Source organism: Streptomyces sp. NPDC047982 (genome assembly GCF_043204165.1).
Classification (GTDB): Bacteria; Actinomycetota; Actinomycetes; order Streptomycetales; family Streptomycetaceae; genus Streptomyces.
Map to the genome: position 1 here is coordinate 1 of NZ_JBIDBS010000040.1, position 25,709 is coordinate 25,709.

Here is a 25,709-nt window from a genome sequence, read left to right on the forward strand (position 1 = left end):
TTCAAGAGCCTCAAGGTCGACCGACGCACCTACACGGCCACCCTCAGCATCAACATCTTGACCCCAACGATCAGTCCGTAACTTCACGGCCTTGGCCTAAAGCCCGGTGCACTGCGATTAGACCCGGTAGCGGTATCCCGCGTAAGGCTTCTCCTCGACGAGGCTCATTCCCGGGATGGCCAGAATGCGGTCCTTGATGTCCGCGTTCGTGCCGCTCTCACCGCTGGTCACGGTCCGGGACGTGGCCGACTGAGCGGCGGTGGCCGGCTGTGCGGCGGTGGCCGCCCCGGCCGTGGCGCCGGTGGCGCTCACCGTGCCGACGAGTACCGCGAGCGACAGGACACCTCTGAACGCCTTGCGCATGCACCCTCCCCAGGATTCACAACAGTCGTCGTGAACCTAGCGGGGCAACACACGCGCCGCCAGACCCAGTTGGCTACGGGAATCTCAGCAGAGGATCCAGCCCGTGGAGCCGGACTTCCCCGCGATGACGGCCGAGGCCCTGACGCACCGGTTCAGCGCGTGGACGGTCACCGGACCGGCCTGCTGGGTGTACTGGCCGCTGTCGACGACCGGTCTGCCGCCGCGCGGCTGGATCGTCACGGACATCGCACGTCTCGCGCCGGGCTTCTTGGCGACCGCGACGGCGCAGGCGTAGGCGCGGCTCTTGTAGACGCGCAGCTCACCGGTCTTGAACGGGACCGTCTTCGCCAGGCGCCCGGAACAGGCCGTCGCTGCTTCGGCCCTGCCGGTGACGGTGCCGGTGAGCACCAGCGCGACGGCGGTCGCGAGCGACAGGACGAGCAGACGCACCAGCACACCCCCACCCGTCCGTCCAGCACGTGCGGCACGTCCCGCCAGTCCGACGCCTCCGGCCCTACCCGTCCGTCCGGCCTCACCTGTCCCCGCACTCATCGGCAACCCCCCGGCCCACCCTCAGATCGAACATGCGCACCCTTACTCGACACCTATACATACATGCGTACGACGCAGCAGTCCGTCCGGAGGTTGCATCCGCGCGCACTCCCCTCCGCGCAACCGAATCGCCAGAGCGTGGCTGCCACACGGCAGAGTCGGAGGAAGAGCAGGAACCGCCATGCTCCGACCTTGGCCCTCAGCGACTGGACCGGCACCGGACGCCCAGCGCCCGGCACCGTGGACGTGCCCCGCTCACGTCTCCCCGGCCCCGCACCGCGGAGGAGCCCCGCTCACACTCCCGCGGGCTCGTCCTCCCCTATGAAGGTGCGCCACAGCCCGGCGTAGTGGCCGTCCCCGGCGAGGAGTTCGTCGTGCGTGCCGTCCTCGACGACCCGGCCGTGGTCCATCACCACGACCCGGTCGGCGCGGGCGGCCGTGGTCAGCCGGTGGGCGACGACCAGGGTGGTGCGCCGGCCGGCGAGGCGGTCGGTCGCCCGGTTGACCAGGGCCTCGCTGGCCAGGTCCAGGGACGCGGTCGCCTCGTCGAGCAGCAGGACGTCCGGGTCGACGAGTTCGGCGCGGGCGAGCGCGATCAGCTGACGCTGCCCGGCGGACAGGTTGCGGCCCCGCTCGGCGACCTCGTGGAGGTAGCCGCCGCCCAGGGTGGCGATCATGTCGTGTGCGCCGACGGCCCGCGCCGCCGCCTCGACCTCCGCGTCGGTGGCCTCCGGCCGCCCGTACGCGATGGCGTCCCGGACCGTACCGGCGAAGAGGTACGCCTCCTGCGGCACGACCCCGAGCCGGTGCCGGTACGCGGTGAGGTCGAGGCGGCGCAGGTCGGTGCCGTCCGCCGTGACCCGGCCGCCCGTCGGATCGTAGAACCGGGCCACCAGCTTGACCAGGGTGGACTTCCCGGCCCCGGTCTCACCCACGAACGCGACGGTCTGACCGGCCGGGATGCGCAGATCGATGCCGGACAGCGCCTCCTCGACGTCCTTGGCACCCGCGGCGTCACCGGCGCGCCCGGCCTTACCGGCGGGCCCGGCGTCACCGGCGTGGCCATCACCGTCTCCACCGCCGCTCCCGTACGCGAAGGACACGTTCTCGAAGGCGATCTCGCCGCGCAGCGACGGCACGTCCAGCGGCTCGTCCCCGGCCTCGGTGGAGGTCGGCTCCCGCAGCAGCTCCTGGATGCGGCGGAGCGAGACACTGGCCTGCTGATAGCCGTCGAAGACCTGGGAGAGCTGCTGCACCGGAGCGAAGAACAGGTCGATGTACAGCAGGTACGCGACCAGGGCACCCGCGGTGAGGGTGCCGTTGTCGACCCGGCCGGCGCCGACGATCAGCACGGCCGCGGCGGCCACCGACGACAGCAGCTGCACGAACGGGAAGTAGACCGATATCAGCCACTGCCCCCGGACCCGGGCCTCGCGGTAGTGGGAGCTGCGCTCCGCGAACCGGCGCACGCCGTCGTGCTCGCGCTGGAACGCCTGCACGATCCGCAGCCCGGAGACGGACTCCTGGAGGTCTGCGTTGACCACGCTGATGCGCTCCCGGGCCAGCTCGTACGCCTGGACGCTCTTGCGGCGGAAGAAGTACGTGCCGATCACCAGCACCGGCAGGGTCGTGAAGACGACCAGGGCCAACTGCACGTCCAGCACGAACAGGACGACCATGATGCCGAGGAACGTGACGACGGAGACGAAGGCCGTGACCAGACCGGTCTGGAGGAACGTGGACAGCGCGTCCACATCGGTCGTCATCCGGGTCATGATGCGGCCGGTCAGCTCGCGCTCGTAGTAGTCCAGGCCGAGCCGCTGGAGCTGCGCGAAGATCTTCAGCCGGAGCGAGTAGAGCACCCGTTCGCCGGTGCGGCCGGTCATCCGGGTCTCGCCGATCTGGGCCGCCCACTGCACCAGCACGACGAGCAGGGCCAGCGCGGACGCCGCCCAGACCGCGCCGAGCGCGAGCTGCGTGACGCCCTGGTCGATGCCGTGCCGGATCAGCACCGGCAGCAGCAGGCTGCCGCCCGCGTCCACCGCGACCAGCAACAGGCTCAGCAGGAGCGGCGGCCCGAAGCCGCGCAGCAGCCTGCGCAGCCCGTACGAGTCCTCGGGGCGCACGGCCCGTGCCTCGTCGATGTCGGGGGTGTCCGTGGCCGGTGGCAGCGCCTCGACCCGGGCGAGCAGTTCCGGCGTGGCGGGCATGCCGGCCGCGCCGTTGTCGCGCGGTTCGTCCTTGCGGACCCACAGGCGGGGGCTGATGCCGCGCTCCGCGTCGTACTCCGCGTCGAGTCCGGCGTCGAGCTCCTCCCGGAGCGCCCGGTCGGCCTCGGCGGTGGTGTCGGCGGGCGCGGTCGGCCGGTGTCCGGGCGAGGTGCCGCCCAGCTCGTCGGGGTCGGTGAGCAGACGCCGGTAGAGCGCGGAACGGCTCTCCAGTTCGTCGTGGGTACCGATGTCCGCGAGCCGCCCGTTCTCCAGGACGGCGATGCGGTCGGCGAGGCCGAGGGTGGAGCGGCGGTGGGCGATCAGCAGGGTGGTGCGCCCGGCCATCACCTGCCGCAGCGCCTCGTGGATCTCGTGCTCGACGCGGGCGTCCACGGCGGAGGTGGCATCGTCGAGGAGCAGCAGACGGGGGTCGGTGAGAAGGGCGCGGGCGAGCGCGATGCGCTGGCGCTGGCCCCCGGAGAGGGTCAGTCCGTGTTCGCCGACCTTGGTGTCGTAGCCCTCGGGCAGGTCCGCGATGAACCGGTCGGCCTGGGCGGCGCGGGCCGCCTCCTCGATCTGCTGCTGGGTGGCGTCGGGGAACCCGTAGGCGATGTTGGCGCGGACGGTGTCGGAGAACAGGAAGCTGTCCTCCGGTACGAGGCCGATGGCGGCGCGCAGGGACTTCTGGGTCAGCTCGCGCACGTCGTGGCCGCCGACGAGGACGGCGCCGTGCGTCACGTCGTAGAAGCGGGGCAGCAACAGCGAGACGGTGGACTTGCCGCTGCCGGACGTGCCGACGACGGCGACGGTCTCGCCGGGCTCGATGGTCAGCGAGAACCCGTCGAGGACGGGGCGGCCGTCGGCGTAGCCGAACCGTACGTCGTCGAACTCGACGCTCGCCGGGGCGTCGGCGGGCAGCTCCTTGGTGCCGTCCTTCATGGTCGGCTCGGTGTCGATCAGTTCCAGGACGCGTTCGACACCGGCGCGGGCCTGCTGGCCGACGGTGAGGACCATGGCGAGCATCCGGACCGGGCCGACGAGCTGGGCGAGATAGGTGGAGAACGCGACGAACGTGCCGAGGGTGATCTCGCCCCGGGTGGCGAGCCAGCCGCCGAGGGCCAGCATCGCGACCTGGCCGAGCGCGGGCACGGCCTGGAGGGCGGGGGTGTAGCGGGAGTTCATCCGGATCGCCCGCAGGCGCCCGGCGAACAGCTTCCGTCCGACCTCGCGCAGTTTGCCGGTCTCCTGTTCCTCCTGTCCGAACCCCTTGACGACCCGGACCCCGGAGACGGCCCCGTCGACGACCCCCGCGACGGCCGCGGCCTGCCCCTGGGCGTACCAGGTGGCCGGGAAGAGCCGGGCGCGGGAGCGGCGGGCTATGTACCAGAGAGCGGGGGCGACGGCGAGCGCGACCACGGTGAGCAGCGGCGAGAGCCACGCCATGATCACCAGGGAGATGATGAACAGGAGCACGTTCCCGATGGTCATCGGGAGCATGAACAGCAGCCCCTGGATCAACTGGAGGTCGCTGGTCGCACGCCCCACGACCTGCCCGGTGGACAGCTCGTCCTGCCGCTTCCCGTCGAGGCGGGTGATCGTCCCGTACATCTCGGTGCGCAGATCGTGCTGGACGTCCAGGGCGAGTCGTCCGCCGTAGTAGCGCCGGATGTACGTGGCCGCGTACACCAGGACGGCCGCGGCCAGCAGGAGCCCGGTCCAGACGGCGAGGGACCTGGTGTGGTCGCCCACCACGTCGTCGATGATCACCTTGGTGATCAGCGGGACGACGGCCATCACCGCCATGCCGGCGAGCGACGACCCGAGCGCCAGCAGTACGTTGCGCCGGTAGCGCCACGCGTAGCCGCTCAGCCGCCGCACCCAGCCCGGGGCCCGCGCCGCGCCCACCGCGCCGCCTCCCGCGCCCTCCGCGTCCCCTGCGTCCGTCACCGGTACCCTCCCGATCGGCCTGGTCTACCGGAAGGCACCAACGCCGTAGGCGGCGGATTTCATCCCGCCGTAACGAACGCGGCGGCCGTTCGGGGCTGTGGTCGCAGGGCGAGAACAAGGAGAGAGAACATGCCGGACGATCGGCCGACCGACGCCCACCTGTGCGGGCAGTTGTACGCCGCCCTGGAAGTGCTCCAGCAACTGGGCGACATCGACTTCCGCGCCCTGGGCCGCGAGAACATCCGGCTCAGGGCCTCGAAGAGGCCCCGTACGGAGATGACCACGCCACTGCACACGGTCGGCAAGTCGTTGCACTGGGCCCGGATGCGGGGCAACGGCGCCGCGGCCGGCGCCGTCTTCCGGACGATCCCGGACCTGATGCCGTCCACCAAGGATCTGCCGGGCTCCCTGAACCCGGATCAGCAGCAGGAGTTCCTCCGGGGCCGGAAGGCGGGGCTCGAAGCCATCGAGAAGATCACGAACGTCGGCGGAGCAGCCGTCGCGCGGTGAACGGCCCGTGCGCCGCCGTCCACGGAGAGCGCACGGGCCTCGGTCCACCGGACGATCAAGCCGCCTGCCGGCCGCACGCCCCTCCTGCGTGGCTCACTTCGCCCCGGTCTCGACGCTCGTCGGCCGGGTCCCGTCGGTACGCGCCTGCGCGATCTGCCGGGACATGACCGTCGTCAGTTCGTACGCCGTGTGGGAGGCGGCGACGGACGTGATCTCGGCGTGGTCGTACGCGGGGGCGACCTCGACCAGATCGGCGGAGACCAGGTTGCAGGAGGCCAGTCCCCGGACGATCTCCAGGAGTTCGCGCGAGGTGAGGCCACCGGCCTCGGGGGTGCCGGTGCCGGGGGCGTGCGCCGGGTCCAGGACGTCGATGTCGATGGAGATGTACAGCGGCCGGTCGCCGATGCGCTGACGGAGCTGGTCGGTGACCTCGTCGACACCCCGGCGCATCACATCGGCGGAGGTCACGATGCCGAAGCCCATCTTCGCGTCGTCGTCCAGGTCCTGCTTGCCGTAGAGCGGGCCGCGCGTGCCGACGTGGGACAGCGCGGAGGTGTCGAGGATGCCCTCCTCGACGGCCCGGCGGAACGGGGTGCCGTGGGTGTACTCGGCGCCGAAGTAGGTGTCCCACGTGTCGAGGTGGGCGTCGAAGTGCAGCAGCGCGACCGGGCCGTGCTTCTTCGCGACGGAACGCAGCAGCGGCAGCGCGATGGTGTGGTCGCCGCCGAGCGTCATCAGCCGGGCGCCGGTGGACAGGAGGTCGTCGGCGGCGGACTCGATCGTCTCGACGGCCTCGTTGATGTCGAACGGGTTCACGGCGATGTCGCCGGCGTCGGCGACCTGCGCGAGCGCGAACGGCGAGGCGTCCTGCGCCGGGTTGTACGGGCGCAGGAGGCGCGACGCCTCACGGATCGCGTTGCCGCCGAAGCGGGCACCGGGGCGGTAGGAGACACCCGTGTCGAAGGGCACGCCGACGACGGCGACATCCGCGGCGCGGACCTCGTCGAGACGGGGCAGCCGGGCGAACGTCGCGGGACCGGCGTACCGGGGGACGCGGGAGGAGTCGACGGGACCGCGCGGCGTTTCGTTGCTGCTCATGGCGGGGGCCTCTCTGTGGTTCGTGTCTCGTGCTCTCGTGGTTCGTGTCCCGTGCTCGCGTCCCGGCTTCGCGTACCGGGTTCACGTCCCGGTCCGCGCTCGGCGCCTGGTGGCGCGTGGCAGTACACGGTGGCGTGGGGGTGTGCCCCGTCACGTGTCACGTCGCAGGCCATGTCCGTCGCGCGCGGGATGCGAGGGTGCGCGAGCACGCGATGCTGCGCGGGAAAGACGCTAGGTGGCCGATGGGCGGCACTGAAGTGTACGTTTCATCCATCATCACCGTCTTCGATGGATGGTTCATCCATGCCGCAGCCCGTGGCCGGGGGCACCCCACCGCCCACTTCTCCGCCCACTCCCCCGATTCCGCTCACGCGGCTGCTGGCCCGCAAGGAACTCGGGCTGCGACAGATCGCGGGGCCGGCGGAGGCGGAGCTGTTGTGGGTCCACGCGTCGGAGATGGCCGATCCGTACCCGTATCTGCTCGGCGGTGAGCTGCTGCTGAGCGCCGGGGTGCTGCTCAAGGACCCGGACGCGTACGTGTCCCGGCTCCTGGAGGCGGGGGCGGCGGCGCTGGGGTTCGGGGTGACGCCGGTGTTCGACACGGTTCCGGGGGCGCTGATCGAGGCGTGCGACCGGCACGGGCTGCCGCTGCTGGAGGTCCCGCCGCAGACCCGGTTCACGGCGATCGCGCGGGCGGTGTGGCGGTTGATGGCCGAGGCCAGGCACCGTGAGCTGCGGCGGGTGACCCGCGCCCAGCAGGCGCTGGCCACGGCGGCGGCCCGGCCGGACCCGGTTCCGGCGGTGCTGCGTCAGTTGGCGGCGCGGCTGGAGGGCTGGGTGGTGCTGCTCTCCGCGGACGGCGAGGAACTGCATGCGGCGGGCCGCCGCCCGGCCCCCGACATCGGCGCGGCCCTGGCCCGGCTCGCCGGAGTGGTGTCCGCCGCCACGCGCCCCGCCCCCGCGTCCGCCACCGACACCGTGCGCGGGACGCACGTGTCCGCGTACGCGCTGGGCGGCGGCCAGGGCCTCGTCCTGGCGCTGGCGACGGAGCGGCGCGCGGAGGGCGATCACACCGTGGCCGGGATCGCGGTCGTGCTGCTGTCACTGCTGGCCGCCCCGCACCAGGGCGCCGACGCGGCGGGCCGGGCCGCCGCCCTGGTCCGGCTGCTCGTGGGCGCGGCCCCGGAGGACGTCGCACCGCTTCTCGGCGGCGCCGAGCGGTGGACGGTGGTGCACGCCCGCCGCGCGCACGGCGACCCCGCCGACCCGCTTACGGCAGGAGCGCTGGGCGCCGCGCTCGGCTCGGCCCTGGTCGACGCGGGCCGGGGCCCCGAGGTCGTACGCGTGCTGGTCCCCGGCGGTGAGCGGATCGCCCCTCAGCCGGGCTGGACGCTCGGCGCCTCCGCCCCCGCCGCGATCACCGCTCTCGAACCCGCCGACAGTCAGGCGTCCCGCGCCCTGGGTCGCGCGGCGGCGACCCGCTCCCCGCTGGTCCACCACCGCGCCGACGCCGGTTCCGGCCTCGCCGCACTGGTCCCGCCGGACCGGGCCGAGGCCCACGCCCGCGCGCTCCTCGCCCCGCTCACCGAACCACTGGTCGAGACCCTGCGCTGCTGGCTGAGCCTGCACGGCAGTTGGGACCGCACCGCCACCGCCCTCCGGGTCCACCGCAACACGGTCCGCCAGCGCATCGCCCGGTGCGCGGCACTGCTGGACGCGGACCTGGACGACATGGACGTACGGACGGAGCTGTGGTTCGCCCTGCGGACCCGGTGAACGGCGAACTGTCCGTTACCGCAGGCCCAGGCAGGGCAACCAATCGCGCGGGGCGCCGTGGACGGCGGTGAGCAGGGCGCTCAGGACGCCCGGGACACCGCCGAGCAGGGAGGTCCGTGGTTCGCCGGAGGCGAGGACGGGCATGGCATGGGCGGCGGGAAGCCGTCGCCCCAGGTACTCCGCCAGGCGGGTGCCCAGCGCGGCGCCGGCCGGGAGACGGGCATGCCGGTGGAACGCGTCGGCCACCACCAGCACCCCAGCCGCGCCGTGGTACAGCCCGAGCCGATCGGTCGGGGAATGGCCGACGAGGTGGACGCCCTCGTCGTACCGCTGCGCGAGGGTGATGAACGCGTCCACCGCCCAGTCGGCCAGACTCCGGTCCCCGAGGGCGTCCGCCGCGTCCCAGAGGGCCCAGGTGACACCGGGGTTGCCGTAGCACCACGCCTGGCGGGCCCGGACATCCACGGGCGGCGGGCCGTCGAGCCCGGCACGGTCCCAGCTCCGGATGGACCGGGCGTCGTCGAAGGACTGCCGCACCAGCCAACGCGTGGCGCCGCGCAGGGCATCCAGCAGCTCCGGCCACGGGCCCACGTGGCGAACGGCGGCGGCGAGCGCGGTGACGAGCCCGGCGACACCGTGCCCCATCCCCGTGTTGACACGGCCCTGCAACCAGCCCGGGCACGGATGGCCGGGGTACTGCCCGGCACGCAGCCGGTACAGGTCGCCGCTGTCGCACAGTTCCGTCAAGTGGGCGGTGAACGGCATGAGTTGGCTGCGTTTCGGCTGAGGTGTGCCGATGCACAATGCCAGCAGGGTGCCGGACGGCCCGCTGACGAGGTCGTAGTCGGACAGCCCGACGCCCACCGTCCGCCAGGGACGTCTCCATGCCTGATCCAACAAGTGGTCGCGCAGTCTGTCGGCGGTCCGGTGCAGGGATGGGTGGATACGGGCGCCGAGCCTCAGCCCGACCAGCGTCCCGGCCAACCCGCCGTGGTGCAGGCCGCAATGGCCGGGGCCGCGACCGATGGACCGCGCCCACACCTCCACCGCGCGCCCGGCGCTCGCCACCGCCGAGCGCGCAGCGCCCGCCCCCGCCGTACAGCCGGTGTCCGCCCCCGCCGCCGGACCGCATGTCTCCGCGACCAGACGGGCCAGGACGGGAATGCCGGGGTCGGGGGTCGCGCGCCCGGCCTCGGAGAAGTCGTCGAGAAGGCGGACAGCGTTGTCGAGTACGACGCTGTCGAGGGCGATGTCGGATGCGGCGACGTCGGACGCCGCACGGTGCGATGGTTCCTGTCTGCCTGGGTGCATCGGAACTCCTCGTCGAGGAGCCACCTGGAACGGGTCGGATCCGGTGACTCCGTTCAACTCAACAGTGGATAACTGATGTCCGGATGCGGAGCCGTCGGCGCAGGACTCCGTTTCTCGTGGATCTGTCGCTGCAGGGCAATCTCGTCGTTCAGCCAGCTTCCCGCTTTGGTAACACCCGAAAGAGATATTGCAATTATTCGTATGATGGATGGTTGTGCGCTTGGCGTAACTCCTGAGAAACGCACGGCCATTCGCGCCGTCGCGCGAGCCGGAGCCCCCTCGGTACGGCTCGAACTCGCCGGCCGGTTCCGGGCGGTCCAGTTCGGCACGACGTACCGCCCGGTTGAGGAAGTCGAGCCGGCCGCCCCGGCGACAAGGGGCGCTGACCTGCGGGTGGCGGTGGCTCCGCGAGGACCGAGGCGCTCGGGTCGGGACTGGCCTCAGCCTCCAGTGACAGCGGCCCGCCGCTGGAGCACCTGGACATCGGCCGGACAACTGCCCCCAGCCTCGCTGGAGCCGCACACCTCGCCGTCCCCCGACTGACCGGTGAGCAGCGTCGAGCGCGACTTTCCCGCCTGCCTTTCACGCCGGTGTGCGGCGGAGCGCCACGAGTCGCCCGCCGCGCTTCGAGCGCCCCGTATCCACGACTGTCTGCGCAGATCACGGCCGTGCCACCCTGCCGTCGATCAGGCACGGAGCCCTGATCACCGACAGGGGAAGCCCTGGTCACTGTCAGCAGGAAGGCATCCACCATGGACCGCTTCACCGCGCTCGCCGTCACCTCGATCGCCATGGCACTCGGTTTCGCCACCGGCCCCGCCGCCGCATCGGCCGGTGAGGTCGCGCCCGCCGGGGCGCCGAGGACGGCCGTCGCGTACAACTGCACCGCCGGGCACTTCTGCATCTACAGCGACTGGAACGGAGGGGGTACGCGCTGTCAGTGGTCGGACAAGAAGCGCGCCAACACCGCCGACAACTGCTCCTTCATCCAACGCGGCCAGAACGTCCGCTCCGTGTGGAACTCGACGGACCATCGCGTGCAGTACTACACGAACACCAACTACAACAACCGCGTCGGATCCACCCGCTCCGGCCGGGGCGGAAACCTCCAGGGCAACTACCAGATCCGCTCCTTCCGGCCCCAGTGACTGGAACCGGGGCTGAGGCTGCGGCAAAAATGGAGGCGGGGATGCCGGAACGCACGCGTCACGCTGTGCGTCGCTCGCCGCTTCACGCGGGACCGCACCGCCTCCTCGGTGCCGCGCGGGTCACCTGCCGCTACGGCTACCGCCCGCCCCGCCCGTAGCGTCTGCTCAACGGGCCGGATTCGGCACGGCCGACGCGCAGGTCCTCCGCGCGCCACGGCCAGGCACATCGGGACACCTCTGGTACGCGCCGTCGCTCCGTGACCACCGTCGACCGTGGTCCCCGGAGGGGCGGCCCTGGACAGCGGCAGTGACCGCCGGGTAACTTCTCACATTGTCTGAGCAAGCGCTTAGCCAGTGCGGCAGGAGTCCGGCTCACAGCCGACCGGAGCGAACCGAACCGGAGCAGACCGGAGGTGACCGGAGCCTGCCGAACCCGCCCGAAGCTGATCAAGGAGGCACCCGTGCGCCGTACGGTATTCGACGAGGACCACGAGGCGTTCCGGGAGACCATACGCGCCTTCATCGAGGCCGAGGTCGTCCCCCACTACGACGAGTGGTTCCAGCAGGGCATCGTGCCGCGCGAGCTCTACGGCAAGCTCGCCGAGCTGGGCCTGTTCGGCATCAACGTGCCCGAGGAGTTCGGCGGCGCCGGTCTGGAGACGCACAAGTTCGAGGCCATCCAGTACGAGGAGACCGCCCGCGCGGGCGTCAACTTCGGCGGTTCCGGTGTGCACGTGCTGCTCGCCCTGCCGTACATCAAGATGCTGGCCACCGAGGACCAGAAGAAGCGCTACCTGCCGAAGTTCGTCTCGGGTGAGGAGATGTGGGCCCTCGCGATGACCGAGCCGGGCACCGGCTCCGACCTCGCGGGCATGAAGACCACCGCCAAGCTCTCGGACGACGGCACGCACTACGTGCTCAACGGCTCCAAGACGTTCATCACGGGTGGTGTGCACGCCGACCGCGTGATCGTGTGTGCCCGCACCTCCGCGCCGACCGCCGAGGACCGCCGCTTCGGCATCTCCCTGTTCGCCGTCGACACCAAGTCCGAGGGCTACTCCATCGGCCGCAAGCTCGACAAGCTCGGCCTGCGTACGTCCGACACGGCCGAGCTGGCGTTCGTCGACGTGAAGGTGCCCGCGGCGGACCTCCTCGGCGAGGAGAACAAGGGCTTCTCCTACCTCGGCCAGAACCTGCCGTCCGAGCGCTGGGGCATCGCCTACGGCGCGTATGCGCAGGCCAAGGCCGCCGTCGCGTTCGCCAAGCAGTACGTTCAGGAGCGCACGGTGTTCGGCAAGCCGGTCGCGTCCTTCCAGAACACCAAGTTCGAACTGGCCGCCTGCCAGGCCGAGGTGGACGCCGCCGAGGCCGTCGCCGACCGCACGCTGGAGGCCCTGGACGCCGGTGAGCTGACCGCCGCCGAGGCCGCGTCCGCCAAGCTGTTCTGCACCGAGGTCGCACACCGCGTCATCGACCGTTGCCTGCAGCTCCACGGTGGCTACGGCTACATGAACGAGTACCCGATCGCGCGCCTCTACGCGGACAACCGGGTCAACCGCATCTACGGCGGCACCAACGAGGTCATGAAGTCGATCATCGCCAAGTCGATGGGCCTGTAGGACGAGCGTGTTCCTTCGTCGAGCACGGCACCCGTTGCCTGCTCGGCCCACTCGCTCCACGGTCGACTCGCTCGACTCGACCTGTTCGGCCCGCCCGGCCCGTTCGACCCCGGACCGGGCGGGCCGACGACCGCGCCGCCAGGGTCGTCGCCCTACCGGCCCGGCGCCGATGTCATCCCGTGCCGACCCGCGACGCGGTCGCCCCGCGTCGGACCGGCGGCCTGTTCAGAGCAGTCCTGCCGCGTCCAGCAGGTAGTCCGTGAGCGGGTCGTAGAACCGGGGGTCCAGCACGTGGTCGTCCAGCGGCACGACCACCTGGAGCGTCCCCTCCGCCTCTCCGAGGAAAAGCGCCGGGTCGTTGCAGTCCGCGTACCCCACCGCGTCCAGCCCCCGCTGCCCCGCGCACCCCGCCCAGCCGTGGTCGGCGACCACCAGGTCGGGCAGCGGGCGGCCCTCCCGTTCCAGACCGTCCAGGATCGCGGCCATCGGGGCGGGTGAGTGGGTGTGCCAGAGCGTCGCGCCCCGTTCCTGCACCGCCACGTCCGCGAACTGGAACACCATCCCCTCGTCGGCCACCAGCCCCGACGGGATCCGCACGATCTCGCATCCGGCGGTCCGCAGCGCCTGCGCGGTCTGGCGGTGCACGTCGAGAAGACCGCCCGGGTGTCCGGTCGCGAACAGCACCCGCTCCGAAGCCTCCGCCGCCTTTCGCAGCCGCCCTGCCATCCGCTCCAGGGCGTCGACGGTCAGCTCCGGGTCGATGGTGTCCTGCCCGAACCGGTGCTCCGGGTCGTCGTTGACCCCGCAGCGCTCGGCCATCACGGCCAGCACGTCCTGCTCGTCGCGCCACCGGTCGCCGAGTTCCAGTCCCAGCCAGTAGTGGCGGTCACCATTGGCGAGCTTGCGGTAGTGGGAGAGATTGTTGTCGCGGGGTGTGGCGACGTCTCCGGCGATGCGCGTACGGACGAGGTGCTCGACGAGGGCGGCACGGCTGGGTATCGGCATGAACCCATTGTGCCGTCAGGTGTGCGCAGTGTGCCGGGCACTTGCTACGACAGGACGTAGAGCGAAGCGCATCGGCCCCTCCCGGCCCTCTTCCCCCGCCGGTACTTCCCGGTCCTCCCCCACTCCCCGCCGGGCCGAACGGGTCGAACGGGTCCACGAGGCTCCCAGGCTCCCAGGCTCCTGGGCTCCTGGGCTCCTGGGCTCCTGGGCTCCTGGGCTCAGGGAAGCCGCGTCGAGTACGTGATCCTCTCCAGGTGGTAGTACCGGGCGACGCACTGCCCCGGCCACAGCCGTTTGCCGCGATTGCCGAACGGCTCCCCCATCCCGCTGACCGACACCGGTGTGTACGGAAGCACCCGGGCGCCGCGCGCCGCGCCCTCCCGCAGCGCACGGTCCTGGCGGTCCCAACGCTGGGCGCGTACGTCCATCCGCTGTTCCAGCCGGAACAACGGGACGGCGAGACCGACACAGGTCAGCACGCACAGGGCCGCCGCGACCGCCGCCGTCACCGTCGCGGTACGGGCCCCCTGCACCATCGCCGTGCGCGCCCCCCTTCCCCGTCGGCGTCCACGCCGGGCACTCCTCAGCAGCGCCCGCCCCGACAGGGCGCCTGCGTACACCAGGAGCAGCACGTACAGCAGCAGGAAGTCGCCCCAGACGCGGGGCGCGGCCGTCACTTTCGCCCCAAAGGCGGGGTAGGCGACGACGGTGCAGAGGTAGCCGGCGACCAGGAAGGCGAGGAAGCCCACGAGGAGGGGGACAAGGGGACGACGCCCCAGGGGCCCGCCCGGCCACGGCCCGTCCGTCCCCCGTCCGTCGCGGCGGACCAGCAGCCCCAGCAGCACGCCGGCCGCGACCACCCCCAGGTACGGCCAGGTCGTGAGGACCGTCCCCAGGATGTCGGCGAAGGACCTCAGCGCATCGCCCAGCGCCCGCGGGCCGAACAAGGCGCCGGAGTCGGCGCCGAACCGTTCACGGCGGGTGCGCGCACCCGGTGACAGATACAGGACGGCCGCCCCGATCACGACGCCGGCGAAGGCGACCGCGCACCAGACGCGGGTACGGGTCCGGCCGGGGCCCGGGACCGCCCAGTGGCTCAGCGGCAGGACGGTCACGAGAAGGACGAGGGCGACGACCGCGGTCTCCTCCGACAGCGTGCCGATGAAGACCCCGGCCACGAGCGCGACGCCCAGCGCGAGGCCCCACCCGCGGCGGGTCCGCGCCCGCAGCAGTGGGATCACGGCGGCGCAGGCCAGGACCGGTGAGAGGGTGTGCGAGACGGAGGAGGCGGGCCAGTAGAACACCTTGTACGTGTTCGACGTCGCCAGGAGGAAGACCGCCGCGGTCGTCGCCGCCACCAGCAGCACGAGGCCGCGCGGCGCGGTGAGCCGGGCCCTGTCGAGCGCGGAGGCGACCAGCGCCCAGAGGATACCCAGCATGACCACCCCGCTGACCAGGGCGAACCACTGGTGTCCGGCGACGCCGAAGGCTCCGTACGCGACGACGAGCAGCGCGTTGCCCACCCGTCCGTTGTCCTGGAGGTAGAACTTCGCGATCATCCCGGCGGCTCCCTCGTCGCGTACGACCGGGAGGAAGCACCAGTCGTCCGCACCCGGACGGACCAGGCGGCCGATCCAGAAGGCCGCGCCGAACAGGGCCAGCGGCAGCAGGGTCAGCAGCGGCAGGGCGCGCACCGGCATCCGGTTCGTCACGCAACGACCCGCGCGGTCGGGGTCCGGGGCGGGACCCGGACCAGGAGCACGCGAGGGAGCGGTGTCACGAGTGGGACTCCTACCCGCGTCACGGGTGGGACTACTGGTGTCACGGGTGGGACCGGCGTCGGAGGCAGGACCGGCGTCGGGTGCGCCGTTCGGGCGAGGCGCTCCTCCGTCCGTCCGTCGTTCGTCGTCGGCGTCGTCGGCGTCGGCGGTCTTCGGCGTTTCCGCGGTCATGTGGCGCTGGGACCTTCCGTACGGGGCTCACGGGGTTCACGGCATGTGTGTCTGTGTCGCCACGCATGCCTGTGTCGCCATGCGTGTCTGTGCGTCGCGCGCGTCGGGGATTCGCGGGCGGTGCGGGGGCTCAGGACGCGGTGCGTCCGGCGCGGCTCCCGGCCGGTGCGGTACGTCGCCGGGTCAGGTCCGCACCGGAGTCGATGGCCCAGCGGGCGAGAAGGAACGAGAACGGCGTGGCGAGGATTCCGGCGGCGAGGGCGGCAATGTTCTTGCCCAGGCCCAGATGGCTCACGCCGAGATAGAGCAAGGTCCCGGTGAGTACGAGATTGACGACGCTCGACAACGGATACCGGAAGAGGGCCTGCCAGGTCGGCTTGGTCCGGCAGGTGATGTACGAGTTGAGCAGGAACGAGCCCAGAACGCTGACCACGTATCCGACGACGTGCGCGGCCAGATAGGGAATCCAATGGTTCAGCGAGACGTACACCGCCAGATATACCGCCGTATTGATGATGCCGATTGCTGCGAAAGCGATGAACTGGCGTACCGTGCGGAATCTGGACGCGCCGATCGCGGTCGCGCCGGACGGCCGCGCACGTGACCGGTCGGCCGCTGGCGGCGGCCCCGGGCGGCTCTCCGCTCGTTGTCCGTCGATCGGCGGGGGTGTCTTCGCCGTCTCATCCGTTTCGCGCACCACGTAGTGCGGGCGGCGTTTCGTCTCGCAGTAAATGCGTCCCACGTATTCGCCGATGACGCCGAGCGTCGCGAGCTGGATTCCGCCGAGGGCGACGACGGTGGTCAGCAGGGTGGTGTAGCCAGGCACGACGATGCCGTGCAGGGCCACCTCGGCGATGATCCACAGGGCGTATCCCAGTGCCGTGAGCGCGAGCGCGAGACCGGCGTGGATGGCCAGGCGCAGCGGGCGGCTGTTGAACGAGATCAGCCCGTCGATCCCGTAGTTGAACAGCCGTCTGCCGCCCCACTTCGAGCGTCCCGCCGCGCGTTGCATGTTCTGATAGGTGAAGCTGACCGTGTCGAAGCCGATCCAGGAGAAGATCCCCTTGGAGAACCGGTTCGTCTCGGGCATCGCGAGCACGGCGTCCACGGCGTCGCGCGACAGCAGCCTGAAGTCGCCCTCGCCGTCCACGACCTCGACGTCCATGCACTGGCCCATGGCCCTGTAGTAGGCGGAGCTGAGGAAGGTGCGCACGGCGCCCTCCCCCGTACGGTCCCGCCGTGCGACGACCTGGTGGTAGCCGCAGCGCCGCAGTTCCAGCATGTGGGGCAGCAGTTCGGGCGGGTGCTGGAGGTCGGCGTCCATGAGGACGACGGCGTCGCCGCGGGACATGCGCAGCCCCGCGAGCATGGCCGCCTCCTTGCCGAAATTGCGGCTGAAGGAGGTGTAGCGGACCCGTCGGTCGGCGGTGGCGAGCGAGCCGATCCTGAGCCTGGTGCGGTCGCTGCTGCCGTCGTCGACATAACAGATCTCGAAGCTCCGACAGGTCGGTTCGAGGGCGGAGATCAGTGCACGGTGAAATGTGTCGATCACCTCGTCCTCATTGAAACAGGGGACAACGACCGAAACCTGACATGTTTTCATTCACATTCCCCATCAGGCGTGGCGGGACAACCCAAACCATATGCCTGGGGATCACCGCGACACCCGATCGACGAAGCCCATGAAGAAAAAGGAAAGGGAATGCGCGAAACGGCCCCCTGCATCGCCGCATCAATTCATATATTCAGGGCGATTCCGGGGCAGGAAGAAAGCCGCGGTCCCGTACACGCACACTCCCCCGCCGACAGGCCACTCCCGCGCGACAGGACGCTCCTACCAGCGGGCCGCACCTCCACCGGCACGCCCTCTGCCACCGGCGGGACGCCCCTACTGGCAGGCCGCCGCCTCGAACGCGCCGCGCGCCAGCCGGTGCAGCAGCGCCGCCGTGTCCGCGCGGTCCGGCTGCGCGCCGGGGCGGCCCAGGTGCGGGGTCGAGTTCAGCAGGCCGAAGACGGCGTGGACGGCGGCGCGCGCCTCGTGCTCGGGCAGATCCGGGTACAGCTCGCGGACGACGTCCACCCACACCTCGACGTACTGCCGCTGGAGCTGGCGGACCCGCTTGCGGTCGGCGTCCCGGAGGCGGTCCAGCTCACGGTCGTGCAGGGTGATGAGGGGGCGGTCGTCGAGGGCGAAGTCGATGTGCCCCTCGATGAGCGCGTCCAGCAGGGCCCGTGGGGAGCCGTCCGCGCGGGCCGCATCCTCCGACACCCGCAGCCGCCCGCCGGCCAGCAGCCGCTCACTGATGCCGACCAGCAGTTCGGCGAGCATCGCGTCCTTGCCGGGGAAGTGCCGGTAGAGGCCCGGGCCGCTGATGCCGACGGCGGCCCCTATCTCGTCGACGCCGACGCCGTGGAAGCCGCGCTCGGCGAACAGGCGGGCGGCCTCCTTGAGGATCTGCTCGCGGCGGGTCGGGGCCGCGACCCGGGCGGCGGCGTTGGTGCTCATGAGAATTCATTCTAGACAACCCTGTTAGCGCTCGTTAACCTGAAGACCGGAGGCGTTAACGGTCATTAACAACTCGACCGGGCGACGGCTCCGACGGCGAGCCGCAACGGCCGCGACCACCGCGACTTCCGTGACGGCTGCGTACGGGCAGCACCACGGACAGCGACACGGACTGGCGACGGACGGCGGCGGCCAGTACGAACGGCAGTGCACAGCAGTACGGACAGCGAGCGGTACGGGCAAGGGGGCTCGACACGATGCAGCAGGCACCGGTGCTGGTGAGCGCGGCGGATCCCGCCTCCGAGACCTGGCAGGCCAACGAGGCGGCGCATCTCGCGCTCGCCGACGAGCTGCGCGGGCGGCTCGCCACGGCCAGGCTGGGCGGAGGCGAGAGGGCCCGCGCACGGCACGTGGCGCGCGGCAAGCTGCTGCCCCGGGACCGGGTGGACACCCTGCTCGATCCGGGCTCCCCGTTCCTGGAGCTGGCGCCGCTGGCGGCCGAGGGACTGTACGGGGGCGCCGCCCCGGCGGCCGGGGTGATCGCGGGGATCGGCCGGGTCAGCGGCCGGGAGTGCGTGATCGTCGCCAACGATGCGACCGTCAAGGGCGGCACGTACTACCCGATGACGGTGAAGAAGCACCTGCGCGCGCAGGAGGTGGCGCTGGAGAACCGTCTCCCCTGCCTGTACCTCGTCGACTCCGGCGGCGCCTTCCTGCCGATGCAGGACGAGGTCTTCCCGGACCGGGAGCACTTCGGCCGGATCTTCTACAACCAGGCCCGGATGTCGGGGGCGGGCATCCCGCAGATCGCCGCCGTCATGGGCTCGTGCACGGCGGGCGGGGCGTACGTCCCCGCGATGAGCGACGAGGCCGTGATCGTACGGGACCAGGGCACGATCTTCCTGGGCGGTCCGCCGCTGGTGAAGGCGGCGACCGGTGAGGTCGTGACGGCGGAGGAGCTGGGCGGCGGCGAGGTGCACTCCCGTACGTCCGGCGTGACCGACCACCTGGCCGAGGACGACGCGCACGCGCTGCGGATCGTGCGGAACATCGTCTCCACGCTGCCCCGGCGCGGGGCGCTGCCGTGGCCGGTGCGGCCGGTCGAGGAGCCGAAGGCGGATCCCGCCGGGTTGTACGGGGCCGTCCCCGTCGATTCGCGCACGCCGTACGACGTGCGCGAGGTGATCGCCCGGGTGGTGGACGGCTCGCGGTTCGCCGAGTTCAAGGCGGAGTACGGCACGACGCTGGTCACCGGCTTCGCCCACATCCACGGCCACCCGGTCGGGATCGTCGCCAACAACGGCATCCTGTTCTCCGAGTCCGCCCAGAAGGGCGCCCACTTCATCGAGCTGTGCGACCAGCGCGGGATCCCTCTGGTCTTCCTCCAGAACATCTCGGGCTTCATGGTGGGGCGCGACTACGAGGCCGGGGGCATCGCCAAGCACGGCGCGAAGATGGTGACGGCGGTCGCCTGCACCCGCGTGCCGAAGCTGACAGTGGTGGTCGGCGGTTCGTACGGGGCGGGCAACTACTCCATGTGCGGCCGTGCCTACTCCCCCCGCTTCCTGTGGATGTGGCCCAACGCGAAGATCTCCGTCATGGGCGGCGAACAGGCGGCCTCCGTCCTCGCGACGGTCAAGCGCGACCAGTTGGGCGACGACTGGAGCGCAGCGGAGGAAGAGGCGTTCAAGGCCCCGATCCGCGAGCAGTACGAGACCCAGGGCAACGCCTACTACGCCACGGCCCGGCTCTGGGACGACGGCGTGATCGACCCGACGGAGACCCGGCAGGTGCTGGGGCTCGCCCTGACCGCGTGTGCGAACGCCCCGCTTCCGCAGAGGGACCCCGCGGCGCCCGGCTTCGGCGTCTTCCGGATGTGAGGGAGAGGTGCCTCCCGTGCGTGAGGAGCGGATGACCTCCAGGTGCGATGGCGATGTGCAGCAGATGACCTCGGATGCGATGTGAGGAACAGATGACGATGTTCGACACCGTTCTCGTCGCCAACCGCGGCGAGATCGCGGTACGGGTCATCCGTACGCTGCGCGCGCTCGGCGTCCGCTCGGTCGCCGTGTTCAGCGACGCGGACGCGGACGCCCGGCATGTGCGGGAGGCCGACACGGCGGTACGGATCGGGCCCGCGCCCGCCGCCATGAGCTACCTGAGCGTGCCCGCGCTGCTGGACGCGGCCCGCCGCGCCGGCGCCCGGGCCGTCCACCCCGGGTACGGGTTCCTCGCCGAGAACGCGGGCTTCGCGCGGTCCTGCGCGGAGGCGGGGCTGGCCTTCGTCGGGCCGCCCGCCGGCGCCATCTCGCTGATGGGCGACAAGATCCGGGCCAAGGAGACGGTCGCGGCGGCCGGGGTGCCGGTGGTGCCGGGCTCCTCCGGTACCGGACTCACCGATGCCCAACTCGTCGACGCGGCACGGGAGATCGGTACGCCCGTGCTGCTGAAGCCCTCCGCGGGCGGCGGTGGCAAGGGCATGCGGCTGGTGCGCGACGAGGCGCTGCTCGCGGACGAGATCGCCGCCGCCCGTCGCGAGGCCCGTGCCTCGTTCGGCGACGACACACTGCTGGTGGAACGGTGGATCGACCGGCCCCGGCACATCGAGATCCAGGTCCTGGCCGACGCCCACGGCAACGTGGTCCACCTCGGCGAGCGCGAGTGCTCCCTCCAGCGCCGCCACCAGAAGATCATCGAAGAAGCGCCGTCCGTCCTGCTCGACGAGGAGACCCGGGCGGCGATGGGCGAGGCGGCCGTCCAGGCGGCCCGCAGCTGCGGGTACGTCGGCGCGGGCACGGTCGAGTTCATCGTCCCGGGCAACGACCCGGCCTCGTACTACTTCATGGAGATGAACACCCGCCTCCAGGTCGAGCACCCCGTCACCGAGCTGATCACCGGCCTGGACCTGGTGGAGTGGCAGCTGCGGATCGCGGCGGGTGAACGACTGCCGTACGAGCAGCGCGACATCACGCTCACCGGTCACGCGATCGAGGCCCGGATCTGCGCCGAGGACCCGTCCCGGGGCTTCCTGCCGTCCGGCGGCACGGTGCTCGCGCTGCACGAGCCGCAGGGCGACGGCGTACGCACGGACTCCGGGCTGCGCGCGGGCGGCGAGGTCGGCAGCCTGTACGACCCGATGCTGTCGAAGGTCATCGCGTACGGGCCCGACCGCGCCGCCGCTCTGCGCCGGCTGCGCGCCGCGCTCGCGGACACGGTGATCCTCGGCGTCCCGACGAACGCCGGCTTCCTGCGCCGGCTGCTCGCCCACCCGGCGGTGGCGGCGGGCGATCTGGACACCGGCCTGGTGGAACGCGAGGTCGACGGGCTGGTCCCGGAGGGCGTGCCGGAGGAGGTGTACGCCGCGGCGACGCTGCTGCGGCGGTCCACCGGCCACCGCGCCGAGACCTCCGGCCCTTCCGGCCCTTCCGGTGCTTCCGGCTGGGTGGACCCGTTCTCGGTGCCGAACGGCTGGCGGCTGGGCGGCACCCCGGCCCGTACCGTGTACGACTTCCGGCTGCCGGGCCGCGACCCCGTGCAGGTCTCGCTGCGTACCCGTGCGACGGGCATCGAGCTGGCGTTCGGCCATGTCGGGGAGGGCGCGGAGCCGCCGGGGCCCGCGACGGGTGCCTGCGGCCCGCTGGCCCCGACGCCCGGCGGCCGGGAGACGGCCCGGACGGTCGAGCTGTCCGAGCACCGCATCATCCTCGAACTCGCCGGTGTCACCCATACGTTCACCTACGCGGCCGCCCCGGACGGCGTCTGGCTGGGCCGGGACGGCGACACCTGGCACGTACGGGACCACGACCCGGTGGCGGCGTCGCTGGCCGGGGCCGCCCGTTCCGGTGCCGACACGCTCGCCGCCCCCATGCCGGGCACCGTCACCGTGGTGAAGGTGGCGGTCGGGGACGAGGTCGCGGCCGGTCAGAGCCTGCTCGTCGTCGAGGCGATGAAGATGGAGCACGTCATCTGCGCCCCGCACGCCGGGACCGTGACCGAGCTGGACGTGACCGCCGGTGCCACGGTCGCCATGGACCAGATCCTGGCCGTCGTGGCCCCTGCCACAACCGGTCCCGGCACGTCCGCCACGACTCCCGGGGAGGACGCATGACCACGGCTCCTGGGGAGGACCGCATGACCCCAGCTCTCGGGGAGGGCCGCGCGGCCCCCCGCACCCTGCCCATGACCGTGCCGGCCCAGGACCTGCCGCCGCGGGTGCGCGTCCACGAGGTCGGCGCCCGCGACGGGCTCCAGAACGAGAAGGCCGTCGTACCGACCGAGGTGAAGGCGGAGTTCATCCACCGCCTCGCCGCGGCCGGCCTGACCACGATCGAGGCGACCAGCTTCGTGCACCCCAAGTGGGTGCCCCAACTGGCCGACGCGGAGGACCTGTTCCCCCGGCTCGGCGACATCGGGGGCGTGGCCCTGCCGGTCCTCGTACCGAACGAACGCGGCCTGGACCGGGCCCTGGCGCTCGGCGCCCGCCGCATCGCCGTCTTCGGCTCGGCGACCGAGACGTTCGCCGCCCGCAACCTCAACCGCACGATCGCCGAGTCGCTCGCCATGTTCGAGCCGGTGGTCGCCCGCGCCAAGGACGACAAGGTGCACGTGCGGGGCTATCTGTCGATGTGCTTCGGCGACCCGTGGGAGGGGCCCGTCCCCGTCCACCAGGTCGTCCGGGTCGCGAAGGCGCTGATGGACCTGGGCTGCGACGAACTGTCCCTGGGCGACACCATCGGCGTGGCCACACCCGGTCACGTACGGGACCTGCTGTCCGAGCTGAACGAGGAGGGTGTGCGCACCGACACCATCGGGGTGCACTTCCACGACACGTACGGCCAGGCCCTCTCCAACACCCTCGCCGCGCTCCAGCACGGGGTGACCACCGTGGACGCCTCGGCCGGCGGCCTCGGCGGCTGCCCGTACGCCAAGAGCGCGACCGGCAACCTCGCCACCGAGGACCTCGTGTGGATGCTCGACGGCCTCGGCATCGAGACCGGGGTCGACCTCGACGCGCTCACCGCCACCAGCATGTGGCTCGCCGAACGACTGGGCCGTCCCAGCCCGTCCCGTACCGTCCGCGCGCTGTCGGCGAGGTGACCACCGCCATGCACCGCCCCCCTGTCCCCCTCCCCGTCCCAGTCGCCCACAAGGAGTGACCTGCCATGCCCCTGGACCACCGGCTGACCGCCGAACACGAGGAACTGCGGCGCACCGTCGAGGAGTTCGCGCACGATGTGGTCGCCCCGAAGATCGGCGACTTCTACGAGCGCCATGAGTTCCCGTACGAGATCGTGCGGGAGATGGGACGGATGGGCCTGTTCGGGCTGCCGTTCCCGGAGGAGTACGGCGGCATGGGCGGGGACTACCTCGCCCTCGGGATCGCCCTGGAGGAGCTGGCCCGCGTCGACTCGTCCGTGGCGATCACACTGGAGGCCGGGGTGTCGCTCGGCGCGATGCCGGTCTACCGCTTCGGCACGGAGGAACAGAAGCGGAAGTGGCTGCCGCGGCTGTGCGCGGGCGAGGCGCTCGGCGCGTTCGGCCTGACCGAGCCGGAGGCCGGCTCGGACGCGGGCGGCACGCGTACGACGGCGGTGCGCGACGAGGCCACCGGCGAGTGGGTGATCAACGGTTCGAAGTGCTTCATCACCAACTCCGGTACGGACATCACGGACCTGGTCACGGTCACGGCGGTGACCGGCCGCAAGGAGAACGGCGCCCCGCTCATCTCCTCGATCATCGTCCCGTCCGGCACCCCCGGCTTCACCGTCGCCGCCCCGTACTCCAAGGTCGGCTGGAACGCCTCGGACACCCGCGAGCTGTCCTTCACCGACGTCCGCGTCCCCCTGGACAACCTGCTGGGCGAGGAGGGCCGGGGCTACGCGCAGTTCCTGCGCATCCTCGACGAGGGCCGGATCGCCATCGCCGCCCTGTCCACGGGCCTGGCGCAGGGCTGTGTGGACGAGTCGGCGAAGTACGCGCACGAGCGCCACGCCTTCGGCAAGCCGATCGGTACCAACCAGGCCATCCAGTTCAAGATCGCCGACATGGAGGCCCGTGCCCACATGGCCCGCCTCGGCTGGCGCGACGCGGCATCCCGCCTGATCGCGGGCGAGCCCTTCAAGAAGGAGGCGGCGATCGCGAAGCTGTACTCGTCGACGGTCGCGGTGGACAACGCGCGCGAGGCGACCCAGATCCACGGCGGCTACGGCTTCATGAACGAGTACCCGGTGGCCCGGATGTGGCGCGACTCCAAGATCCTGGAGATCGGCGAGGGCACGAGCGAGGTCCAGCGGATGCTGATCGCAAGGGAGTTGGGCCTCCCGGCCTGACCCTGCCCTTTGCCGCAGGGCCTGCGCGCCGCCGCTTCCGGGACGCCCGGGAGGCAGCGGCGCGCGGGCGTCGGGCTCACGGCGGGGGCCCGTTCACGCGCGGGGGCGTCCCCGCTCTTGTGCGTTCCGCGCCGGCCGCCACTCCTCACGGAGCATCCCGAACAACACGGTGTCGTACCGTCTGCCCGCCGCCAGCACCGCGTCCCGGCGGCGGCCCTCCTCGCGGAAGCCCGCCCGGGTGAAAGCGCGGACGGCCCGCTCGTTGCCGCTCCAGGTGTCGAGCTCGATGCGGTGCAGCCCGTGGGCCCCGAACAGGTGCCCCACCAGCAGGCGCAGCGCGTCCGAGCCGTGGCCGCGCCCCCAGCGGTCGCGCTCACCGATGGTGATGCCGACCGTGACCCGCCCGGCGAACGGGTCCAGGTCCCGGTAGTCCGCCATGCCGATCACCGCGCCGTCGGCCAGGTCCTCGACGGTGAAGACGGCCGACTCCCTCGGGCTCAGCCTCAGCATGGTCTCGAAGGCGAGTCCGACGGCCTCCGCCGTGACCGGACCGAAGCACGGGTCGCCGCCCGTGGCCCAGTGCACCACCTCCGGATCGTTGCGCCACCGTACGTGGTGCTCCGCGTCCTCCGCGCGCAGTGCGCGAAGCCTGACCGACTCGCCTTCGAACATATGGTGATCGTAGTCGGGGACGACTCACGGCGATCTTGGTGCGGTCCGTGTGCCCGCTCACGTTCTCCGGTCGCGTGTACCCGTCCGCTCTCAGGTCGCGTTGTCCGCCAAAGGGGGCCTCGGCATGACGTTGCTGGTGCACACATTCGTCTACGACGGCGACGGGACCTCGCGTCTGCTCGACGGCCCCGAGGACGGCGGCGACATGGCCGGGTTCGAGAACAGCCGGACCCTGCTGTGGGGGTCGGAGTACGTGCGCGGACTCGGGGCACGCTTCTTCCCCGGGCCGGCCGACGGCGACCTCCGTGTGGAACCGGAGGACATCGGTGAATTCCTCGCGGAGTGCGGGCTGTTGAGGCGACATACGGCGGCCCTCGCCGTGCACGGCGGCTATCGGGAGGACTACGTGGCGGCCCGGCTCGCCAACATCACCGCAGCCGCCGAGCGGGCCCGGTCCGTGGGCGGGGGCGTACTGGTCTGGTGAGTGAGCGAGCGCGCATGCGGGCCGGGCACGCCCAGACCGCTCGGAAGTGCGCCGGCGAACCGGCAGCCCGCACGGGGAGCGCTCGACCCACCGGCCCACGCCGGGGACGCTTGTGCCTGACAGAATCCGTCTCTTGACGCTCTCCCTCCTGAAGGAGGGAGATTCTTACGGCTCGCGCCGTGAGACTTCCTGTTTCATCGCCGACTGCCCGCCCGGAGTTCTCCGTT

The 25,709-nt window shown here is 71.7% G+C and carries 18 protein-coding genes and 1 pseudogene; 9 read left to right on the top strand and 10 right to left on the bottom strand.

Translation table 11 applies throughout. The features are described 5' to 3' along the window. Nucleotides 1–120: 120 nt before the first annotated feature. From ACGF2V_RS30170 to ACGF2V_RS30180, 3 genes and pseudogenes are all read right to left on the bottom strand, one after another. Nucleotides 121–363: pseudogene (locus ACGF2V_RS30170) on the bottom strand (aminopeptidase); the annotation flags it as partial. Nucleotides 364–447: 84 nt separating this feature from the next. Beyond that, complete coding sequence (locus ACGF2V_RS30175) at nucleotides 448–819, bottom strand: hypothetical protein (RefSeq protein WP_362710864.1); 372 nt, start codon at nucleotides 817–819, stop codon at nucleotides 448–450. A gap of 389 nt (nucleotides 820–1,208) precedes the next feature. Next, entirely contained in the window at nucleotides 1,209–5,030 is a 3,822-nt protein-coding gene (locus ACGF2V_RS30180; RefSeq protein WP_362710872.1) for an ABC transporter ATP-binding protein, read from the bottom strand. 171 nt (nucleotides 5,031–5,201) lie between these two features. Here ACGF2V_RS30180 and ACGF2V_RS30185 point away from each other — a divergent pair, with 171 nt between their 5' ends. Further along, the gene (locus ACGF2V_RS30185) at nucleotides 5,202–5,582 is read left to right on the top strand and encodes a hypothetical protein (protein WP_362626917.1); all 381 of its coding nucleotides are present in this window, start codon (nucleotides 5,202–5,204) and stop codon (nucleotides 5,580–5,582) included. A gap of 93 nt (nucleotides 5,583–5,675) precedes the next feature. Here ACGF2V_RS30185 and speB read toward each other — a convergent pair whose 3' ends face one another. Then, nucleotides 5,676–6,680, bottom strand: coding sequence for an agmatinase (gene speB / locus ACGF2V_RS30190; RefSeq protein ID WP_362626920.1), 1,005 nt, complete (start codon nucleotides 6,678–6,680; stop codon nucleotides 5,676–5,678). 288 nt (nucleotides 6,681–6,968) lie between these two features. Here speB and ACGF2V_RS30195 point away from each other — a divergent pair, with 288 nt between their 5' ends. Beyond that, the gene (locus tag ACGF2V_RS30195; protein WP_392913695.1) at nucleotides 6,969–8,456 is read left to right on the top strand and encodes a PucR family transcriptional regulator ligand-binding domain-containing protein; all 1,488 of its coding nucleotides are present in this window, start codon (nucleotides 6,969–6,971) and stop codon (nucleotides 8,454–8,456) included. A gap of 15 nt (nucleotides 8,457–8,471) precedes the next feature. Here ACGF2V_RS30195 and ACGF2V_RS30200 read toward each other — a convergent pair whose 3' ends face one another. Further along, nucleotides 8,472–9,767: a lanthionine synthetase LanC family protein gene (locus ACGF2V_RS30200; protein ID WP_362626925.1), complete on the bottom strand. Its 1,296-nt coding sequence runs from the start codon at nucleotides 9,765–9,767 to the stop codon at nucleotides 8,472–8,474. Nucleotides 9,768–10,519: 752 nt separating this feature from the next. On the opposite strand from ACGF2V_RS30200, the gene ACGF2V_RS30205 reads away from it, so the two are divergent. Both ACGF2V_RS30205 and ACGF2V_RS30210 read left to right on the top strand, forming a co-directional pair. After that, entirely contained in the window at nucleotides 10,520–10,915 is a 396-nt protein-coding gene (locus ACGF2V_RS30205; protein ID WP_362626928.1) for a peptidase inhibitor family I36 protein, read from the top strand. A 461-nt stretch (nucleotides 10,916–11,376) separates the two neighbouring features. After that, the gene (locus ACGF2V_RS30210; RefSeq protein ID WP_362626931.1) at nucleotides 11,377–12,534 is read left to right on the top strand and encodes an acyl-CoA dehydrogenase family protein; all 1,158 of its coding nucleotides are present in this window, start codon (nucleotides 11,377–11,379) and stop codon (nucleotides 12,532–12,534) included. A 225-nt stretch (nucleotides 12,535–12,759) separates the two neighbouring features. Here ACGF2V_RS30210 and ACGF2V_RS30215 read toward each other — a convergent pair whose 3' ends face one another. The 4 genes from ACGF2V_RS30215 to ACGF2V_RS30230 all read right to left on the bottom strand — a co-directional run bounded on the left by ACGF2V_RS30215 (nucleotide 12,760) and on the right by ACGF2V_RS30230 (nucleotide 17,997). Continuing rightward, a complete protein-coding gene (locus ACGF2V_RS30215) occupies nucleotides 12,760–13,539 on the bottom strand; it encodes a phosphatase (protein WP_362626934.1) in 780 nt (259 codons plus the stop codon). A 218-nt stretch (nucleotides 13,540–13,757) separates the two neighbouring features. After that, nucleotides 13,758–15,251 (bottom strand): DUF6056 family protein, encoded by a 1,494-nt coding sequence (locus tag ACGF2V_RS30220; protein WP_362626937.1) that lies wholly within the window; start codon nucleotides 15,249–15,251, stop codon nucleotides 13,758–13,760. 370 nt (nucleotides 15,252–15,621) lie between these two features. Further along, nucleotides 15,622–17,094, bottom strand: a complete 1,473-nt coding sequence (locus ACGF2V_RS30225; RefSeq protein ID WP_362626940.1) for a glycosyltransferase — start codon at nucleotides 17,092–17,094, stop codon at nucleotides 15,622–15,624. A 285-nt stretch (nucleotides 17,095–17,379) separates the two neighbouring features. Then, complete coding sequence (locus tag ACGF2V_RS30230) at nucleotides 17,380–17,997, bottom strand: TetR/AcrR family transcriptional regulator (RefSeq protein ID WP_362626943.1); 618 nt, start codon at nucleotides 17,995–17,997, stop codon at nucleotides 17,380–17,382. A 257-nt stretch (nucleotides 17,998–18,254) separates the two neighbouring features. Between ACGF2V_RS30230 and ACGF2V_RS30235 the strand changes: the two genes are divergently transcribed. From ACGF2V_RS30235 to ACGF2V_RS30250, 4 genes are all read left to right on the top strand, one after another. Then, nucleotides 18,255–19,877 carry a carboxyl transferase domain-containing protein gene (locus tag ACGF2V_RS30235; protein WP_362626947.1) on the top strand — a complete coding sequence of 541 codons (1,623 nt, stop codon included), beginning with the start codon at nucleotides 18,255–18,257 and terminating at the stop codon, nucleotides 19,875–19,877. Between the two features lie 98 nt (nucleotides 19,878–19,975). Further along, the gene (locus ACGF2V_RS30240) at nucleotides 19,976–22,105 is read left to right on the top strand and encodes a biotin carboxylase N-terminal domain-containing protein (RefSeq protein ID WP_362710875.1); all 2,130 of its coding nucleotides are present in this window, start codon (nucleotides 19,976–19,978) and stop codon (nucleotides 22,103–22,105) included. Nucleotides 22,106–22,128: 23 nt separating this feature from the next. Continuing rightward, a complete protein-coding gene (locus tag ACGF2V_RS30245; protein WP_362626950.1) occupies nucleotides 22,129–23,094 on the top strand; it encodes a hydroxymethylglutaryl-CoA lyase in 966 nt (321 codons plus the stop codon). A 65-nt stretch (nucleotides 23,095–23,159) separates the two neighbouring features. Then, nucleotides 23,160–24,326, top strand: coding sequence for an acyl-CoA dehydrogenase family protein (locus tag ACGF2V_RS30250; protein WP_362710867.1), 1,167 nt, complete (start codon nucleotides 23,160–23,162; stop codon nucleotides 24,324–24,326). A gap of 93 nt (nucleotides 24,327–24,419) precedes the next feature. On the opposite strand, the gene ACGF2V_RS30255 is transcribed toward ACGF2V_RS30250, so the two are convergent. Beyond that, nucleotides 24,420–24,998, bottom strand: coding sequence for a GNAT family protein (locus ACGF2V_RS30255; protein WP_362710869.1), 579 nt, complete (start codon nucleotides 24,996–24,998; stop codon nucleotides 24,420–24,422). Between the two features lie 124 nt (nucleotides 24,999–25,122). On the opposite strand from ACGF2V_RS30255, the gene ACGF2V_RS30260 reads away from it, so the two are divergent. Beyond that, nucleotides 25,123–25,482 (top strand): hypothetical protein, encoded by a 360-nt coding sequence (locus tag ACGF2V_RS30260; protein ID WP_362626959.1) that lies wholly within the window; start codon nucleotides 25,123–25,125, stop codon nucleotides 25,480–25,482. Nucleotides 25,483–25,709 lie beyond the last annotated feature (227 nt).

What these genes read in the sequence shown, in the direction of transcription:
- ACGF2V_RS30260 (WP_362626959.1), top strand. Translation starts at nt 25,123, where the DNA reads ATGACGTTGCTGGTGCACACATTCGTCTACGACGGCGACGGGACCTCG.
- ACGF2V_RS30225 (WP_362626940.1), bottom strand. Translation starts at nt 17,094, where the DNA reads ATGAAAACATGTCAGGTTTCGGTCGTTGTCCCCTGTTTCAATGAGGAC.
- ACGF2V_RS30215 (WP_362626934.1), bottom strand. Translation starts at nt 13,539, where the DNA reads ATGCCGATACCCAGCCGTGCCGCCCTCGTCGAGCACCTCGTCCGTACG.
- ACGF2V_RS30255 (WP_362710869.1), bottom strand. Translation starts at nt 24,998, where the DNA reads ATGTTCGAAGGCGAGTCGGTCAGGCTTCGCGCACTGCGCGCGGAGGAC.
- ACGF2V_RS30205 (WP_362626928.1), top strand. Translation starts at nt 10,520, where the DNA reads ATGGACCGCTTCACCGCGCTCGCCGTCACCTCGATCGCCATGGCACTC.
- ACGF2V_RS30240 (WP_362710875.1), top strand. Translation starts at nt 19,976, where the DNA reads ATGTTCGACACCGTTCTCGTCGCCAACCGCGGCGAGATCGCGGTACGG.
- ACGF2V_RS30235 (WP_362626947.1), top strand. Translation starts at nt 18,255, where the DNA reads ATGCAGCAGGCACCGGTGCTGGTGAGCGCGGCGGATCCCGCCTCCGAG.
- ACGF2V_RS30185 (WP_362626917.1), top strand. Translation starts at nt 5,202, where the DNA reads ATGCCGGACGATCGGCCGACCGACGCCCACCTGTGCGGGCAGTTGTAC.
- ACGF2V_RS30230 (WP_362626943.1), bottom strand. Translation starts at nt 17,997, where the DNA reads ATGAGCACCAACGCCGCCGCCCGGGTCGCGGCCCCGACCCGCCGCGAG.
- speB (WP_362626920.1), bottom strand. Translation starts at nt 6,680, where the DNA reads ATGAGCAGCAACGAAACGCCGCGCGGTCCCGTCGACTCCTCCCGCGTC.
- ACGF2V_RS30250 (WP_362710867.1), top strand. Translation starts at nt 23,160, where the DNA reads ATGCCCCTGGACCACCGGCTGACCGCCGAACACGAGGAACTGCGGCGC.
- ACGF2V_RS30245 (WP_362626950.1), top strand. Translation starts at nt 22,129, where the DNA reads ATGACCCCAGCTCTCGGGGAGGGCCGCGCGGCCCCCCGCACCCTGCCC.
- ACGF2V_RS30200 (WP_362626925.1), bottom strand. Translation starts at nt 9,767, where the DNA reads ATGCACCCAGGCAGACAGGAACCATCGCACCGTGCGGCGTCCGACGTC.
- ACGF2V_RS30195 (WP_392913695.1), top strand. Translation starts at nt 6,969, where the DNA reads ATGGATGGTTCATCCATGCCGCAGCCCGTGGCCGGGGGCACCCCACCG.